Origin of the sequence: Lacibacter sp. H407, assembly GCF_037892605.1 — a bacterium.
GTDB lineage: Bacteria > Bacteroidota > Bacteroidia > Chitinophagales > Chitinophagaceae > Lacibacter.
The window spans coordinates 4,401,691-4,417,912 of record NZ_JBBKTU010000001.1; the positions used below are offsets into that span (position 1 = coordinate 4,401,691).

A 16,222-nucleotide genomic window follows, 5' to 3' on the forward strand; every position below is an offset into this window, starting at 1 on the left:
TGTATTTCCATCTATGTTTGATCGGGCAATTGCATTTGTGCAATTGCCTTTTTCATTTGTGTTGTTTGAATCGGTAAAGAAAAATTTATAGGTGCATTATTGCTGTTGCACAAAATGCCAGCACACGCCTGCGAGATCAATTACATTCACTTCCCGCCCATATGGTTGATTACTGATCGTTCCGATACGGATGCCATATTTCTCCGGTAATTGCCTTGCTATTACATCTGCACGGAAAGCTTCCACATCTTCCACACCAACAGTGAGCATAAAATTTTCTGCGAACGGTTTGTTATCGTAGCGTTGGAGAATAAACGCTGCGCCATTGTTGTCAAAACCGGCATAATCGCCCATATCCCATACAAGTGTAAAACCAAGCTCTTGAAAAAAATCCCGTGCCTGTTCAAAGTTGCCGCCTGATGGTACAAAAGGGCGCAGTGATAAGAATTTCATGTGATGATTGTTTGCTTAAAGATACAGTACCGGAATAGTTATTCTCTTTTCAAAAAATAGAAATTCATTGGCATGGAAACAACAAAACCTAAACGTTCATAAACGGCAATGGCCCGTTCATTATCGTCACGCACATGCAGGAATGGTTGTTGACCATGACTAAGTATGATCTGCATCTGATGCTGCATTAATGCCGATGCGTAGCCTTTGCCCAAATGATCGGGATGTGTGCATACTGCACTTAGTTCGGTATAGTTTTCACAATGTAAACGCTGCCCTGTCATAGCAACTAAGTTCCCTTTGTCAAAAATGCCGTGGTAGTAACCGAAATCGATGGTGCGTTTTCCAAACGGACCAGGCTTTGTAAGTTTCACCAGTTCGCTCATTGCATTAACATTTTCTTCTGTTAACGGAACGATGTTGGGGAAATCACCGGTAATGATATTACTGCCTTCATATACAAACTGCAATCCTTTTATTTCGTGTTGCAGTTGCCAGCCTTTTGGTGTGGTAATCGTAGTGGGCTTTGCATACAATATTCTGCGGCCTGTTGGTAACAGTTCATACAACTCTGCAAACCCGTTTGCATGATCATGAGAAAACCCGGCATAAGGCGATACTTCTTCGTTGAAATATTTTACCTGCTCAGTGCCGAAACTGAGATGTTTATCACCGGTAAGTAAAGCGTAGTAAACGGGATTTTCTAATACATAATTCACATAACAAAAGTATCTGTTTTGCAAACGTGTTGAGCTACCGCAAATGGGGATGGCGGGTTTCAATTGCTAACGTCAACCCCAGCAGCTTTTCATCACGATCTTTATTGCTGCTCCTTACTTGTTTTCGGTTGTTCTTTTGGTGTGGGCTGTTTTGGTTTGGGAGCATCTTTTTGTATGCGAATGATCTTGCGGATGATATCTGCCACCGGTGCGCCAATACCCAAACGCTGCGCATTGGAATTTGCAGGAGCAGCCATCCGGTTTACCGGATCGAACAACAGATAATTCCCATGCTGCATTCCTGAAGAATCAAGTATGCCTTCCGGAACGTACAATTGTATTTTCACCTGCTGGTAACCGTTAGGAAAGTAACGCAGGTAATAACCACCCTCCTGCTTGTACCACTGCTCCTTTTTATAATCGGCTTTGTGAATTACTGATTTTTCACGCAACACGGCTATCCGTTCAAATGATTCGTATGTACTGGAACCTGTTTCAAACATCCGTTTCATACTCACCTGTGCACCGGTAATGCGTGCATCGGGCAATGCCTGTGCAACTTGTTTCACCACACCCATCACCCCGCCTTTTAACTGGAAGATCTGTTTCTTGGTTAAGAGTTGCTGTGCGGTCAATTGAACCGGCCACGAAAGTTTATTGTAATCGGACCCACTAACCACAGACCATAACAGCAGTTGAATATTTTTCTGATTGAGTTGTTGCTGTTGCAAGGAATTGCGTAAAACCGTTTCTACGATCTCCTTCCGATTCGTTTGCAACGGCATTTGTAAATAAGCATCTCTGTCCGATGGATCGGGTGTGCCGGGTTGCAAACAATAACTTTTATAATTCGCTTCATAAAAACCTTCTGCCAATACGATCTGTCCCTCTTCTGTTTGCGGCAGATCGGTCAAGGGCAATGGTTGTTCGTTGATAAGCATTGTATCGATCAACAATGAAGTTGATACTTCAGGTGTTAAAACCTGTAGTTGTTTAAGGTTACTACTGATATGATCTTGCGAAACAGAAGCGCAGGCTGTTACAAAAAGAAGCAACCATACATGTTTGAGTAGAGTTACAGGCATACGGTACGTTTTAGATGAGTGTTGATGAAGAAATAGTCTCCTGATCAACAATAAATACAATCACAAAATAGAAAACGAATTTTGCATTTGAAAGTTGTACGATCCAAAACATTGTTAAGGTTGGGAAGAACGAATGAATCAGAAAAATGACCGGCACCTTGAGTACAATTGACTGCTAAATGCTACTTTCGCAGTCTTAAATTATACTATGAGCGAAATAAAATTAACAACCGGCGAAATACATACAGCTAAAGGCATCATGAAATTTGAATTATACAATGACGATGCCCCCATTGCTGCTGCAAATTTTGAAAAATTAGTGAGCGAAGGATTTTACAACGGATTAAAATTCCACCGGGTGATCCCAAGCTTTATGATCCAGGGCGGATGCCCCGATGGCACAGGCGCAGGCGGCCCCGGCTATTCTATTCCATGCGAATTAACAGGCAGCAAACAAATTCACGACCGTGGTGTAATGTCAATGGCGCACCGTGGTAGAGACACAGGTGGCAGCCAGTTTTTCATTTGCCATAATCGCAATGGCGTTAAACATCTCGACGGTGTACATACCTGCTTTGGACGTATTACTGAAGGACTAGAAATTGTGGATGAAATACGTGCAGGTGATGTAATGTTGAAAGTTGTACTGACGTAAATTTCCTTGCCTCAATGTTTTAAAAGTCTCCGGCATTGTGTCGGAGATTTTTTTGTTTGTTACTGATACATGAACGTTACTTCGTTTGCATGTTGTTATAGCCAACGTATACGTTGATGCAATTCTTTATTGATATTCCACTTCTGAAAGAGCCTGCATTTACATAAAAAAGATACGGGGCATTCACGCCCCGCATTATTAATTTTTGATTTCATTTGCTACTGCACTTATGGACAACTGACGTTTGGATTAAACGGTGTGAAAATTCCATTAGGATTTTCTTTGTGTACCCATACATGAAGACTCCAGTGCGGCACCGGAACCGGTGTTCCTCCATCATCAAATGCATGGGAGCCAAACATTGGCCAGCCCTGTCCTGCTTTGATCACAATATATTCCACTGCCACCAGCCGCAGGTTGCCATCTGGTCCTGTTTCGTACAATACCGCTTCGGGTTTCAGTGGATCAAAAACCGGATCTACAAGAGAGAAATTTGCCCAGTGGTAACCCATACCGCCCAGTCCCGGTACAGATACACAATGATCATCCGGCTCATATCCGGCCTTAATGGCCTGTGTAGTAGAGTGAAACCTTGCAGTGGCTGCCCGAAGTGATTTCAGCAATTCAGCATTAGCTGCATGCGATGCCGCAATTCCAGCAGCCGATTCAATTACAACAGGAGCTTTGCCTTGTACAGACTGTTTATCAGTCAGACCTTGGGGTTCAATTTGTTTCTGACAACCTGTTACAAGTGTCAGCATGAACACTGCCAGCAGGCAGTAACGCAAAAGAAAATTTTGTTTCATGACAAAAGTGATTGGGTTAAAGAATAGATCTTACACTAAACTGAGCAGAAGCTCAACCAGGTTCACTTCATGGTTGGCAGATGAATTTGTGATTTCTTCAGATGTGGCGTTGCATTGAAACGTAGTCTCCAATGGAGTACAGAGCAGTATCAAAAGGAAGGATAAGAAAATTAGAAAAAATAAACCGGGATTGCAAGCATGCCGATGTTTTTAATATTTGCAGGAAACCGTATTAACAACTGTCTCTGTTGGCCGCATGACCAATGACTATCAACTAAAAACATTTAAAAATTTATAGAGTGAAATTTACCCTGCCATCTCCCCGATCCATCGCATGATCTCCGCTCCTTCGTCTGCAGAACAGGGATTGGCCGCATCACCCGAAAAATAATTCACCACTGCCTCGATCATGGGTTGCTGCACATGCTGCAACCGATCAAAATCGAAACGGGTTGTATCATTGTTACGTTGCATCGTTATGCTGTTACCGGTAAAAAAACTGAAACGCAACGAACCTTTGCTGCCAACGATCTCACATACATCATTTGGTTCTGCAGCAGTAAAACACCAACTGCCGGTAAAGACTATTTCATTGTTGAAATGAATATTGCCTGTTACAAGATCAGGAGCTGTATAAAAACCACCTTGGTTTGTTGCTAAACCTGTAACAGTTGATACGCTACCAAACAGGTAATACAAAATATCTAACTGATGCGGAGCAAGATCATGAAAAAGTCCGCCACCAGAAACAGCAGGATCAAACCGCCACACATATTTTTCATCACTGAGTTGTGCAGCAGTGGGTGGTTGTTGATCGAGTTGCAAACGCACCAATCGTACATCACCAATTGCCTGTTGTTCCAATAGTGATTTTATTTTTTGAAACAACGGCCATTGTCTTCGATAATGTGCAACCGTTAGTTTTACATTGGCAGTTTTAGCTGCATTTGCCATGTTTTGTGCCGCAGCATAATTCAACGTCATTGGTTTTTCTACATACACCGGCTTGCCTGCGTTGATAGCAGCCAATGTATACGCTTCGTGTGATGAGGGTGGCGTGGCAATATAAATCGCATTCACATTGGGATCATGTATTAATTCATCGGCATCGGTATACCATTGCGGCACGCTATGTCGCTTTGCATAGTCTTCTGCTTTGGCTGCATTGCGTCGCATTACTGCTGTCAGCTTTGAACCTGGCACTTTATTAAATGCCGGACCGCTTTTGATTTCGGTTACATCGCCGCAACCGATAATTCCCCAGTTGATCATACCTGCTTCCTTACTTTTTTAAACGAATGATGATTGTGTGAAATTAAGAAGGAAAGCTATTGTATTCTGCAATTTTAAATGAGTTTCAAGTACAAGTGTGCGATAGCGGGATTATTTGCTCAGCACTCTGATATAAAACAAGTAGCAGTGAAATGTGGCCATACCAAAAAAGTCCTTTACATATATTCCTTTTCTTCTGATTGTTTCAAATGCTTCAATAGTTTCAGTTCCCTTCTGTTTGCCTTTATGATCACAAATGCCAGCACCACAAGACTTACAATTCCTGAAACGAGCACATAGAGATAAAACCCTTCAGAAAACAATTCCTGAAACACCGGAAGTAATAAAATAAATCCTGTTACATAAGCTGCAAACAGCACTGGTGTAACGATGAGATGGATCACCCGTCGTTTGCTGTAAAAATCAGTTACTCGTTTCGTGTACGTTTTAAAATCGGCACGGATATCGATCTTGTGCAGCTTTCTGAAACTGATGTATTCAATCACAATACGGATCAACAACGAAACGATCATCAGCAATAAACCAATTGAAAAACGGTTGAAGGTTGTTCCGGCATAGGTAGCAAAATACCAGATAATCACAATAACCGTGACCGACAGAATAGCGATCGTTACCAAATGTTTTGTTCGTACTTGTTTTGCTTTTTGTTCAGCTAACTTAATCAAGGTTTCAGGTTGCGGACGACGCTCACCCGAACCGGGTTGCTGTTGCCATGCGTTTTCTAAATCTGTAAAGGAACTCATAGTTGTACACAAGTTGAAAGTTGTTTTTTAATACGGTGGATACGCACTCGTAGTGTGTCTTCGGTGCTGCCTACCACTTCTGCAATGGCACTGTACTCCAATCCTTCCAGCACCATCAGGATGATCATCTTACTTGTTTCATCTAATTTTTGAATACATCCATACATTTTTTTCAATCGTTCTTCCTTTACAGGATTGTATTCTTCGGCAACAACATCGGGCAACTGTTCGGTTTTTATTTCTTTTGTTGTGGCCGGTTTGCGCAACTGCAATAAGCAGGTGTTCACCGCAATTCGATAAAGCCAGGTACTTATTTTCGCATCGCCCCGAAAGCCATCCAGGTGTTGCCAAACTTTCAGAAAAATTTCCTGTGTTGCATCGGCCGCCATTCCTTCATGCCCGTTGAAATAACCTTTGCACAGTCGAAACACTTTATCGTAATGCGTTTGATAGATGTTGGTAAACAGTTCTTGTTGCGGCACGTTACTTTATGTTTTCTTTTATTTTCGTTAGATACCAATCGGGTTGATCATACATCACAAAATGTGCTGACTGGTCTGCATAGTGAAGCACTTTGTTGGCCAGCTTTGCATATTGTTCGTTGTATGTTTTTTCGATCCTGGCTTTGTTAGGATGCGTAGCTGCTAAAACAACAACCGGAACCTTGATGTTGGCTACCTCTTCCCGCAGGTCCAATTTAAGCAAATCAATATAACCATACACATATGTTTCACGATCGGCCTGCATCATCCAGTCAACAACTGTGCTTTGCTTTTCTTTATTTAACATCATAAACGACACCTGTTGTTTGGCCTGTGTGCGGAAAGTAGCTGTATCGGTTTGCAGCATTTGTTTACTGTATGGATTATCATAAACCATAGTTGCAGAATTGTAATTCGGCATCATCAATGCTCCCGTACATGGCAAGGCATCTACTGCAATTACTTTCTTAAACAGCGTTTGTTCGGTGGCAGCTAACCACAAGCCGAGTGTGCCACCCAAACTATGACCAATGATCACTGCCCTGTTCAACTTCTTTTCTTTTACATAAGCTACTACCTGGTCTTTTATTTTCGGAAGCCATGGTTTTTCAATGGCAGGAACTCCACCAAAACCTGCAAAAGTGAACACATGACATTCGTATTGCAGGCTTAATGCTTTAACGGTTTCACTAAATACTTCACCTGTGCAGGCAAAGCCCGGAAATAATAACACCGGACTTCCTTTACCGGTTACGGTTACACGAAATGCCTGCTGTGCATTTGTATGGAGCACTATCACAAATAAGCTGAGGACGAGAAGAAAAGCATGTTTTTTCATTGCTGATAAGTTTAAAATTTCCTTTATGATACAAGGGGTGAGGAATTGTTACAGGAAATTTGAAAGTTTTTTTGAGGAAAGTTTGATTGACTTCAAAATGCAATCGGGAAAGTATCGACAGGATTTGTAAAACAACCGAATGTTTTTACAGCTACCCTTGTTTTGTGTACTGAGCTTAGTCGAATGTATCATTAACAATGAGTTATTGATATGTATTAGTTTCTTTGTCACTTTTTGCTTGTCCAAAAAGTAACCAAAAAGGACCCCGAAAACCAATGTACAGCCTGGTTTTCGGTAACCGCCCTGATGAAGCTTTATTGCTACTGTAGTTAAGGACAGCTGTTGTTACACAATCATCCTTTGTGTTGCATAGTGACTTGTTGATGCTGTATGATCATCTGATCAATAAAGTTGTCATCCCGAGGATACGAGGGATCTGCCGGGATGGTGTTCGGCTATTCTGGCGTAGATTTCCGACCTGAGCTAATGTTACTCATACAACCGTAGAAGTATAAAACGCTATATTTATTCTCATAAAATAAATTTGGAATGCGAATCAAAAGTAACGGTTGCAATTGTCTTCAACTTTGTTTTCTTATTTTCTGTGCAACTCTTTTGTCTGCGAATGCAACGGCGCAATTGCGATCAGGCAATCCCATCCTCAAAGGTTGGTATGCCGATCCGGAAGCGGCTATTTTTGGAAATAACTACTGGATCTTTCCTACTTACTCAGCCAAATACAAAGAGCAGGTTTTTCTCGATGCATTTTCTTCCAGCAATTTAGTGAGCTGGAAAAAACATAGCCGCATTTTAGATACCGCTGCTGTGAAGTGGGCGTATATGGCCATGTGGGCACCTGCTGTTATTCAAAAAGACAACAAGTATTATTTATTCTTTTCAGCGAATGATATTCAAAGCAAAGCACGCAACGGAATAAAAGACGATACACTCGGTGGCATCGGCATTGCAGTTGCAAACAAACCGGAAGGTCCGTACAAAGATTATTTGGGCAAGCCGCTGATCAATCAATTCTACAATGGCGCACAGCCGATCGATCAATTTATTTTCCAGGATAAAGATGGTCAGTATTATATCATCTACGGTGGATGGGGGCATTGCAATATCGGTAAACTCAACAACGATTTTACAGGCATCATTCCGTTTAATGATGGTACAAAATTTAAAGAGATAACGCCCAAAGGTTATGTGGAAGGACCGTTCATGTTTCTGCGAAATAATAAATACTATTTTATGTGGAGTGAAGGTGGCTGGACGGGCCCCGACTATTCAGTTGCGTATGCAATTGCCGATTCTCCTTTCGGGCCGTTTGAACGGGTGGGAAAAATTTTACAGCAGGATACTACGGTGGCAACTGGTGCAGGGCATCATTCCATCATTCATAACAAAGAAAAAGACAAATGGCATATCGTTTATCACCGCAGGCCCAAAGGAGAAACAGCTGCTAACAACCGGGAGACTTGCATTGAAGAATTGTTTTTTGATGAGAAGGGATTTATAAAGCCGGTGAAGATAACGTTTGAAGGTGTGAAGGAGCAAAGGCTGAAGAGAAAGCGTTAATGTTGACATGACGTCCAATAGAACGTCATCCCGACGCAGGAGGGATCTCTACTTACCCGGAAAGTAAGTATGTTATCAGCTTGATTATAATTTACTAGTCTTACTGCGTAGAGATGTCTCCTGCCGTCGACATGACGGACTCCGCAGTTGTTACTTGTTTACCGATGCTGTACATTTTGCTGCTCACCAAAGTTGTCATCCCGAGGATACGAGGGATCTGCTGAGATAATGCCAGACAGATTTCTCCTAACGTCGAAATGACAAGAAGGATAAGCTACAGTACCTACACAATCATTCATCTTACGCAGGCTATTATCAGATGCATTGCCTTCTACTTCTTTATATTCTTAATAATCGTTTCAATTGTAGCAACATCATTATCAAATCCACCGTGCGACGTACTTTTTGAATACAGGCCCGGACTGTGATACGATTTGATCGTTGCCCGTTGGTAGTTGCTTTCTTTTTCAAAATATTTCTGCATGCCTAAGATGGGTGTTTTTCTGCCCAGCTCAAACGAATTAGAAACGAGGTACAGCAACGATTTGGAATAGATGGAACAATTATCTTTCAGTTCAATTTCATCACTTAAATGATACTGATAATAATTGCTGATCTTTTTCTGCTGAATAGCTTTGAGAATAGTAGCATCAAACAATTCATTGGTTACGGCCGGTGCCATAAACTGAACCGTTTTGAAACTCCAGCTGAGGCTGATCAATTTCTCCACCAAATGACTATGCACAATACTTCCTGCCGAATGTCCGATGAGATGAATATTGATATGATTCTTTAATTCGCTTTTGGCTGATGTAGCATATTTGTACAGCAACTGTCCACCGCTGTTTTTTTGGTAACTGATCGCCTTTGCATTTTCTTTCATCTCCTTCCAAACTTTACTGCCAATTGGAGCTGCCAAACGTTCCAGTCGCTCATCTTTCCAATTGATGATGCGGTCAATGAATCCACCTGTTCGTGGTTCCTGATCGAGCAAGGTATCTTTGATCATGTTGTTGATGGTGCTTAAAATATCCGTTTCCCACATCAGCATAATGGGAAATACCTGCGCATCATATAATTTTTTACACCACACTGCATAGCTGTCTGCCGCTGATTTTTCACCCACCAAACCACCGTGAGCATAAATGGCTACATCCATCGCTTTGTTTTTTAGTCCCCATCGTTCCCGTGCAATACCTGCATGCTGCGTTACCAATGCTTCAATATCCATTTCAGTAGTGCGGTATTCACCTGAGTTACTCAAGCGTCCATTGTTTTCCATATCAATAATAAACGGATCGAGTTCTCTTTTTTTGAGAATTGAATCGGAAGCAATCGCAACTTTATTTCTTTTATCGAGCCGTAGTGTAGCAGATTGAGCAATGGCCAAATGCAGATCAGTAGTAACACCCATTTGCGCTACCCAGCAATCCATGGCATTCACTTGCCAGTCTTCATAAGTTAACACAGCAAGTCCGCCTGTGCCCCACTCTTTGCCCCATGAATTCTGAATAATAAAACCTGTTTGATTATACCCAATGATCACAAAGGCATGACCTCCATCGCTCTCTTTTACTTTTGTATTCGGAATTTCTTTGTATGGATGATGCGTTGATTTTTTCAGCTCATCCCAACCTGCATGACAAACAGCACTTGCATACAAAATACCCAGATCGTTGATGGCACAATGCATGTCTTCAATACTTTTTGGCTCTACTCTGTAATATGCCCCCAACGGATAGTTCACTGAATTGAGCCACCAATCACCTTCTTCACCTTTTACATCGGGCTTGGGCATTACTAGCGTTTTCCAGAAACGGTTTTCGCAGGCACCATGTTTGTGCCATCCTTTGATAGCACCTCTTAAACTGGAGCCTTCATCTTTTACATAGCCCGGAAATTCATCGTAACGGCGGGCCATGGAATACAACATAAACGGTGATGCGGTAAAGCGTTGATTATTTTCCGGATCAATTTTCCGTGCGAGATAATTTACAACCGTGGCCAATGCAAAGCCGGTGCAGGCGCTGGTTTCTTTTTGATGTAATACGGGAAGTTTTGTTGCCTGGATGAACTCTTTCTTAGGAGCTGTTGTAACGGCTGGTTGATACATTCTGTCTCTGATATCAATTTTATCAGGTACCACATTGTACTTTCTGTTTTTCATGTTTGCAGTGTTTTGTAACAATGTAGAAATTAAAGAGGAAAAATGCAATGGGGAAAACACGGTGAACCATTTTATAATGGATGAACGTAAAGGCACTACGCCGTTGTTGGTCGCCTGACCAATCAACAAGTAAAACCGTGCTGCCAGAACTATTTGTTATTTGAATGCTGGCGATGCTTTCACCAAGAAGTTTTCCTTTTCTTTTTGCTTGTCCAAAAAGAAACAAAAAAGACCCCGAAAACCAATGCAAAGCCTGGTTTTCGGTTAACGCCTTGATTAAGATTTTGTACTACTGTAGTGAAATACATTTGTAATTACACAAACATTCTATGTGCTGCATAGTGATGAATAGATGCTGTTTGATTTACTGTTCAACAGGTTGTAGTACCGAGGAACGTCCTGTCCCGTCTTAGCGGGAAGGTATCTGTTTGGAGAATGTACCAGCAACAAGGGATTTCTACTCTGCAGCACTGCATTACCGCTGCTGATAACAAACAATGACGGCTAAGGAATATTGTTGAGAAAGGATGACCAACAAAGGCAAAAAAATTCTGATAAGCAACATCTTATATCAGATATATTTGTGTTGGTGGCAATGTTGCCTGACACTTCATCTAAACATGACAAAATTTAAACCTTACGAACCTGAGCTTTATCAAGAGGAGAATGTGAAAGTTGATTGTTTTAAGTATGAAAATAAAAGTATCATGCTTATAAAATTAACAGGTGAACTTCCTGATGGCAGTAAAGCACAGCCAGACTGCAGTTATATCAAACAACAACTAACGATCAACTTACTTGCCATGCGTCCGATATCGTTGTTGCTTGACATGTCGCTGTTGAAGTATTCCTTTGGCAATTCATTCATTGATGCCTTAAGTCCGCTATTTGAATTACAAATTTTTGAAGATAAGTACGATATCGCTTTTCTACTTTCAGACCTTAATAAATATGGCTTGTCAAGTCTATGGGGTTTTGATATTAACCAGCATCCGATCAATATTTTCTTTGCGTATGAAGAGGCACTACAGTATGTTGAAGCGAAATATGATAGCCTGTAAAGATGTATGATTCACCTTCTCTTGCGCAAGTGTACAGCAAGATCACTTGTGCCTTTTAGTTTAGCCCGATTGTATCGGGCATCTGAAATGCTGTTGTTAAAGGATGTTGAAATAGCATATTACAAAACAGGAACTTCAGTTTGCTAATTCCCCGATACATCCGATAGCTAGCGGATCGGAGTAGAATTTGTGCAATTATTTTTTGTACATTCAACGTATCCTGCCTTCTTTTTTCATGTACTAATTCTTTTACAATGACCAGACTAATTACTATACTCCTGCTGTGTGTGCTGTGTTATACTGCAATGGCACAACAACCTTTACCGAACGATTATTTACAGAAAGAATTTCATAAAGGCAGACGTGAGGCGCTGCGGAAAATGATGCCTGCCAATTCAGTGGCGGTGATATTTGCTTATCCCGAGCGGGTGTTTTCCAGGGATGTAACTTATGCCTATCACCCCAATCCCGATCTGTATTATTTCTCCGGCTATAAAGAACCGAATGCTGTGCTGCTCATTTTTAAAGAAATGCAACAAGGCACAGATGGAGCATACAATGAATTATTTTTTGTACAGAAACGAAATGCATTGATGGAAAGGTGGTCGGGCAGACGTTTGGGTGTGGAAGGTGTAAAAGCACAATTGGGTTTCACCCATGTGTACAATGATGAAGAGTTTGCTAGTTATCCTCTTGATTTAAAAAAGTTCAGCCAGGTTTTGTATGATGCGTTTCCTGATGATGCAGGCGCCGGAATGTTGCAAACGCTCATCAATGCATTTAAGCAGAAGGCAGGCATTCAAAAAAGTATGAGCAAATACCTGGTTGAAGATTATACTGTTCTTTTAAAATATACAACGTCGGCGAATGTTGCAGCGAGAGTCAACCGGTTTAAAACCAGGATGGCGCAGCTGCAGGATGAAGAATACAAAAAAGATCCGCTGCTGAACGAGCTGATTCAACAACCGGATTCGGCCACATTTGTAAAAGTGATTGCACAACTGAAGCAGATGTCGTTTGAGTCGTATGCGTATAACGAGCTGGTGGGCTTACTGCGTGAAATAAAAACGCCGGAAGAGCTGGAGCTGATGCGCAAGTCGAGTTATTACTCGGCCATGGCGCATGTGGAAGTGATGAAGGCCATTCATCCTGCCATGTCGGAGACAGAGCTGATGGGTACGTTTGAATATATTCATAAGAAATACGGTGCCGAAGGCGAAGGCTATCCGCCCATTGTAGGTGCAGGCGCCAATGGCTGTATCCTCCACTATATCGAAAACAACGTGACGCAGGTGAACAATCAACTGGTACTGATGGATGTGGCATCGGAGTATCATGGTTATTCATCGGATGTTACACGCACGGTACCTGCTAATGGAAAATTTTCTGCCGAACAGCGGGCTATTTATCAACTTGTGTTAGAGGCACAGGAAGCTGTAATTGCTCTTTGTAAAGAAGGAACGCCTTACCCGCAATTAAATGCAAAGGCTACTGAAGTACTGGCCAACGGATTGGTAAAGCTGGGTATTATCAAGGATGTGAAAGAGGTAGGTCAGTATTATATTCATGGTGTGTCGCACCACGTGGGACTTGATGTGCATGACAAATTTTCGAGCACGGTCTTAAAAGAAAATATGATACTAACCGTTGAACCCGGTTTGTATATCCCCAAGGGAAGCAACTGCGATCCGAAATGGTGGGATATTGCTGTGCGTATTGAAGATGTGGTGGTTATTGGAAAAACAAGCGGCGAAAATATTTCAGCTGCGGCCCCCCGAACCATTGATGCAGTGGAAAAGATGGCGGCCCAAAAAAGCAAGCTGAACGAACTGCAGTTACCGGCATTTAAATGATGTGCATCGTTCTCAACTGGCACAAGTGTTCTGCAAGATCACTTGTGCCTTTTTAATTTAGCCCGATTGTATCGGGCATTTGAAATGCTGATGCTGAATGATGTTTAAATAGCTTAGCACAAAACAGGAACTTTCGTTTGCTAATTCCCCAATGCAATCGGGGCAGAATCAGTGGGCATCAAGTGATCCACTGAGGTGGAACACTTGCGCCAGTGGATTATTAGTTACTATAATTGTTATTGTGGTAACACTTGTTTAAAACCAATTTGAATAGCCATTATTGGGACGAAGTAGTAATAGGACTTTTTTTGGCTTTTTTTTGAACAATTCTGTTCAGGCACAAGAAGCCAATACACAAAACATGCGCCTCATTCTTGCGCCAGCCTTACTATACTTGGACCAGATGGTGGCGAACATTAGAATTTTATATTGAGCAAGAAACGCCAACAGCGGCAAAAAACTTATACAGTAATAGATTTTATAATTCTCTCTTCTACTTCTTTAATACCTAAAGGAGTTATGCGAGATACCGCTTTACGCTTATCATATTCAATCAATCTTTTTTTATGATAAGGTTCTAAAATATTCTTACGAAACATATTCAATGTACTATACTCAACCCAATCACATAAGTCTTGATCTTTTACCCATGAAGGTTTAGTGTGTAACAACAGTAGAGTTTGGTCTCCCATTTTCATTGTTGGCTTTAAAACTCTTCGAATATTACCAACTTCCCAAATAAGCGGACTCTTCCTTTCGATAAGAACATCAACTGTTTCTTGGGCTTCTTGAGTTGTAACATTATGAAAAACCCGTACTAACTCAGCAAGTACCCAGCTAGTCATGCTATACACTGCCGTTGCATCAAGAAAATTAGGGTCGACATCACCGCCAACGTGTCCAACGCCTCTGTTATTTCTTATTTCATATAAGACGGGTAGAATCCGGGGAATTAAAACACGTACACTTCGATCACCAACTCTACTAGGGTTTGATGGTTGCCTTTCTAAAGCCTGACATGCTGAAAGCATATTCGCAGGCTTTGCAGGTTTTGAAGGATAAGCCCCACTAATGTAACCGTTGATAATGGCGTAAACAACTTCACAAAATTTTCCACCGTTCAACTCAGAAGGTTCCCATTTATGTTCAGTATAATTAGAAACTACTTTTTGAAAGCATTCAATTAAAGGGTCACGCAAGCTCTTAGGTATATGGTTAAGTACTTTAGAAGAATCAGACATTTTACTTTTGGGTTATTTCTTTTATAATCGATGCGCCGTGTTTTAATCCTGGCGATGTCAATTTCCAACCTGAATCGGCGGAGCCAGTAAAAACATTACCCTTCTCTCTTATATATTTTGCATGATTTTTTGTATCGTAGCACCCAGAATTCTCGCACAACGATCTTGCAGTTTTATCGTCAAAATTTGGAATACCTGATGTCAAAAAATCAGCAATACCTTGCAAAACGTACGCATTTATTGTTTTGGTCTTTAAAAATTTCCCCGGTATATCCGAGGCAATTACGTCTGCTTTTTCGCCATCAATATGAAAAACTTCTGAAATGGCTTCATTGGTAATCCCATTTTGCTTCATCCATGTAGTTACCAGTCTTGAAAAGCCGTTACCTACTTCATTCTCCTCCCCCTCTTCACTACCATTGTCCTTACTTTTTGATTTAATGTTTACTTCCCCTAATAACGTAAACGACGCTTGCATTACTCTATGTCTTTCTTCCGATTCAAAAGGCAATAGCAGATCTACAATTTTTGTTGTAACATCAGTTAATTTAAGTTTTGTCATTTTTTAATATTTTATTTTTTATTCTCTTCTTTATTTGACCAGTTTTTTGTGCAAAATGAATTTGCAATAGTGTATGCCTTTGAGATTTGAGATGGATTTATTACAACCACGCCACCTGGCCGACTTTGAAGCCACGGCGTTAATTTAATCCCACGGCTTGCATTTTTATCTAAAACACCAATAACCTTTAATACACCCAATGCTTGTGATTGAATTGGGTTACCCAAACCAATTTCATTGAACCATAAACAAAGAAGTGTCGCAGAAAGGGCTGTCGGGCTAATTGCACCTTTACCTCGCTGAGGTGTATTTTTTTTCATTGCTTCCCAACAATGTCTATCAAGATGTAAATATGGAGGGTCAGATGACGGGTCAAGTGCTCCTTTCAACACGGATTCCGAAACGCCTATTAGATGACTGAATCGACTAAGAGTACTATCATTTTTAGGTTTGACTTCATTTATATTTTCTGCAACTACTCCGTCCTCTTGAAATTTATTTTTACCTATAGGATTTTCTAATAAATTCCCATGTATTAAAGAGAGTACTTTCTGCCAAAGTATTGGGTCTTCTACTTCAGCAACAATTGTGTTGTCGGCCTTTAAGATAACAGTAAGTTTTGCTTTTTTTGTTGACATAACATTATATTTTCAGGTCAAAAATAAGACATTGTCAATGTCTTAAAT

At 41.0% G+C, this 16,222-nt stretch carries 16 protein-coding genes; 4 read left to right on the forward strand and 12 right to left on the reverse strand.

Translation table 11 applies throughout. The annotated features are described in order from the left end of the window. Positions 1-96 precede the first annotated feature (96 nt). The 3 genes from WG989_RS18960 to WG989_RS18970 form a co-directional block, all read right to left on the reverse strand. A complete protein-coding gene (locus tag WG989_RS18960) occupies positions 97-453 on the reverse strand; it encodes a VOC family protein (RefSeq protein ID WP_340431625.1) in 357 nt (118 codons plus the stop codon). A gap of 38 nt (positions 454-491) precedes the next feature. Further along, positions 492-1,172 (reverse strand): GNAT family N-acetyltransferase, encoded by a 681-nt coding sequence (locus WG989_RS18965; RefSeq protein ID WP_340431626.1) that lies wholly within the window; start codon positions 1,170-1,172, stop codon positions 492-494. 101 nt (positions 1,173-1,273) lie between these two features. Then, positions 1,274-2,257: a hypothetical protein gene (locus WG989_RS18970; RefSeq protein WP_340431627.1), complete on the reverse strand. Its 984-nt coding sequence runs from the start codon at positions 2,255-2,257 to the stop codon at positions 1,274-1,276. Positions 2,258-2,465: 208 nt separating this feature from the next. On the opposite strand from WG989_RS18970, the gene WG989_RS18975 reads away from it, so the two are divergent. After that, positions 2,466-2,912, forward strand: a complete 447-nt coding sequence (locus WG989_RS18975) for a peptidylprolyl isomerase (RefSeq protein ID WP_340431628.1) — start codon at positions 2,466-2,468, stop codon at positions 2,910-2,912. 227 nt (positions 2,913-3,139) lie between these two features. Here WG989_RS18975 and WG989_RS18980 read toward each other — a convergent pair whose 3' ends face one another. From WG989_RS18980 to WG989_RS19000, 5 genes are all read right to left on the reverse strand, one after another. Then, positions 3,140-3,718 carry a hypothetical protein gene (locus WG989_RS18980; RefSeq protein WP_340431629.1) on the reverse strand — a complete coding sequence of 193 codons (579 nt, stop codon included), beginning with the start codon at positions 3,716-3,718 and terminating at the stop codon, positions 3,140-3,142. A 306-nt stretch (positions 3,719-4,024) separates the two neighbouring features. Further along, positions 4,025-4,990, reverse strand: coding sequence for a Gfo/Idh/MocA family protein (locus WG989_RS18985; protein ID WP_340431630.1), 966 nt, complete (start codon positions 4,988-4,990; stop codon positions 4,025-4,027). A gap of 176 nt (positions 4,991-5,166) precedes the next feature. After that, the gene (locus WG989_RS18990) at positions 5,167-5,754 is read right to left on the reverse strand and encodes a hypothetical protein (protein WP_340431631.1); all 588 of its coding nucleotides are present in this window, start codon (positions 5,752-5,754) and stop codon (positions 5,167-5,169) included. Beyond that, on the reverse strand, positions 5,751-6,236 hold the full coding sequence (locus WG989_RS18995) for an RNA polymerase sigma factor (RefSeq protein ID WP_340431632.1): 486 nt from the start codon (positions 6,234-6,236) through the stop codon (positions 5,751-5,753). Before WG989_RS18995 ends, WG989_RS18990 begins: the two co-directional genes overlap by 4 nt. A 1-nt stretch (position 6,237) precedes the next feature. Further along, positions 6,238-7,074 carry an alpha/beta fold hydrolase gene (locus tag WG989_RS19000; protein WP_340431633.1) on the reverse strand — a complete coding sequence of 279 codons (837 nt, stop codon included), beginning with the start codon at positions 7,072-7,074 and terminating at the stop codon, positions 6,238-6,240. Positions 7,075-7,623: 549 nt separating this feature from the next. Here WG989_RS19000 and WG989_RS19005 point away from each other — a divergent pair. Next, positions 7,624-8,652 carry a glycoside hydrolase family 43 protein gene (locus WG989_RS19005; RefSeq protein ID WP_340431634.1) on the forward strand — a complete coding sequence of 343 codons (1,029 nt, stop codon included), beginning with the start codon at positions 7,624-7,626 and terminating at the stop codon, positions 8,650-8,652. Between the two features lie 331 nt (positions 8,653-8,983). Here WG989_RS19005 and WG989_RS19010 read toward each other — a convergent pair whose 3' ends face one another. Beyond that, a complete protein-coding gene (locus tag WG989_RS19010; protein ID WP_340431635.1) occupies positions 8,984-10,819 on the reverse strand; it encodes a C1 family peptidase in 1,836 nt (611 codons plus the stop codon). Positions 10,820-11,439: 620 nt separating this feature from the next. On the opposite strand from WG989_RS19010, the gene WG989_RS19015 reads away from it, so the two are divergent. After that, on the forward strand, positions 11,440-11,880 hold the full coding sequence (locus tag WG989_RS19015; protein WP_340431636.1) for a hypothetical protein: 441 nt from the start codon (positions 11,440-11,442) through the stop codon (positions 11,878-11,880). Positions 11,881-12,134: 254 nt separating this feature from the next. Further along, positions 12,135-13,733: an aminopeptidase P family protein gene (locus WG989_RS19020; RefSeq protein ID WP_340431637.1), complete on the forward strand. Its 1,599-nt coding sequence runs from the start codon at positions 12,135-12,137 to the stop codon at positions 13,731-13,733. A 461-nt stretch (positions 13,734-14,194) separates the two neighbouring features. Here WG989_RS19020 and WG989_RS19025 read toward each other — a convergent pair whose 3' ends face one another. From WG989_RS19025 to WG989_RS19035, 3 genes are read right to left on the reverse strand one after another with little or no spacing between them, the layout of a single operon-like run. Further along, entirely contained in the window at positions 14,195-14,974 is a 780-nt protein-coding gene (locus tag WG989_RS19025) for a hypothetical protein (RefSeq protein WP_340431638.1), read from the reverse strand. Between the two features lies 1 nt (position 14,975). After that, positions 14,976-15,536: a hypothetical protein gene (locus WG989_RS19030; RefSeq protein WP_340431639.1), complete on the reverse strand. Its 561-nt coding sequence runs from the start codon at positions 15,534-15,536 to the stop codon at positions 14,976-14,978. Between the two features lie 11 nt (positions 15,537-15,547). Beyond that, positions 15,548-16,174 carry a hypothetical protein gene (locus WG989_RS19035; protein ID WP_340431640.1) on the reverse strand — a complete coding sequence of 209 codons (627 nt, stop codon included), beginning with the start codon at positions 16,172-16,174 and terminating at the stop codon, positions 15,548-15,550. Positions 16,175-16,222 lie beyond the last annotated feature (48 nt).

What these genes read in the sequence shown, in the direction of transcription:
- WG989_RS18960 (WP_340431625.1), bottom strand. Translation starts at nt 453, where the DNA reads ATGAAATTCTTATCACTGCGCCCTTTTGTACCATCAGGCGGCAACTTT.
- WG989_RS18970 (WP_340431627.1), bottom strand. Translation starts at nt 2,257, where the DNA reads ATGCCTGTAACTCTACTCAAACATGTATGGTTGCTTCTTTTTGTAACA.
- WG989_RS18975 (WP_340431628.1), top strand. Translation starts at nt 2,466, where the DNA reads ATGAGCGAAATAAAATTAACAACCGGCGAAATACATACAGCTAAAGGC.
- WG989_RS18980 (WP_340431629.1), bottom strand. Translation starts at nt 3,718, where the DNA reads ATGAAACAAAATTTTCTTTTGCGTTACTGCCTGCTGGCAGTGTTCATG.
- WG989_RS18985 (WP_340431630.1), bottom strand. Translation starts at nt 4,990, where the DNA reads ATGATCAACTGGGGAATTATCGGTTGCGGCGATGTAACCGAAATCAAA.
- WG989_RS18990 (WP_340431631.1), bottom strand. Translation starts at nt 5,754, where the DNA reads ATGAGTTCCTTTACAGATTTAGAAAACGCATGGCAACAGCAACCCGGT.
- WG989_RS19000 (WP_340431633.1), bottom strand. Translation starts at nt 7,074, where the DNA reads ATGAAAAAACATGCTTTTCTTCTCGTCCTCAGCTTATTTGTGATAGTG.
- WG989_RS19005 (WP_340431634.1), top strand. Translation starts at nt 7,624, where the DNA reads ATGCGAATCAAAAGTAACGGTTGCAATTGTCTTCAACTTTGTTTTCTT.
- WG989_RS19010 (WP_340431635.1), bottom strand. Translation starts at nt 10,819, where the DNA reads ATGAAAAACAGAAAGTACAATGTGGTACCTGATAAAATTGATATCAGA.
- WG989_RS19015 (WP_340431636.1), top strand. Translation starts at nt 11,440, where the DNA reads ATGACAAAATTTAAACCTTACGAACCTGAGCTTTATCAAGAGGAGAAT.
- WG989_RS19020 (WP_340431637.1), top strand. Translation starts at nt 12,135, where the DNA reads ATGACCAGACTAATTACTATACTCCTGCTGTGTGTGCTGTGTTATACT.
- WG989_RS19025 (WP_340431638.1), bottom strand. Translation starts at nt 14,974, where the DNA reads ATGTCTGATTCTTCTAAAGTACTTAACCATATACCTAAGAGCTTGCGT.
- WG989_RS19030 (WP_340431639.1), bottom strand. Translation starts at nt 15,536, where the DNA reads ATGACAAAACTTAAATTAACTGATGTTACAACAAAAATTGTAGATCTG.
- WG989_RS19035 (WP_340431640.1), bottom strand. Translation starts at nt 16,174, where the DNA reads ATGTCAACAAAAAAAGCAAAACTTACTGTTATCTTAAAGGCCGACAAC.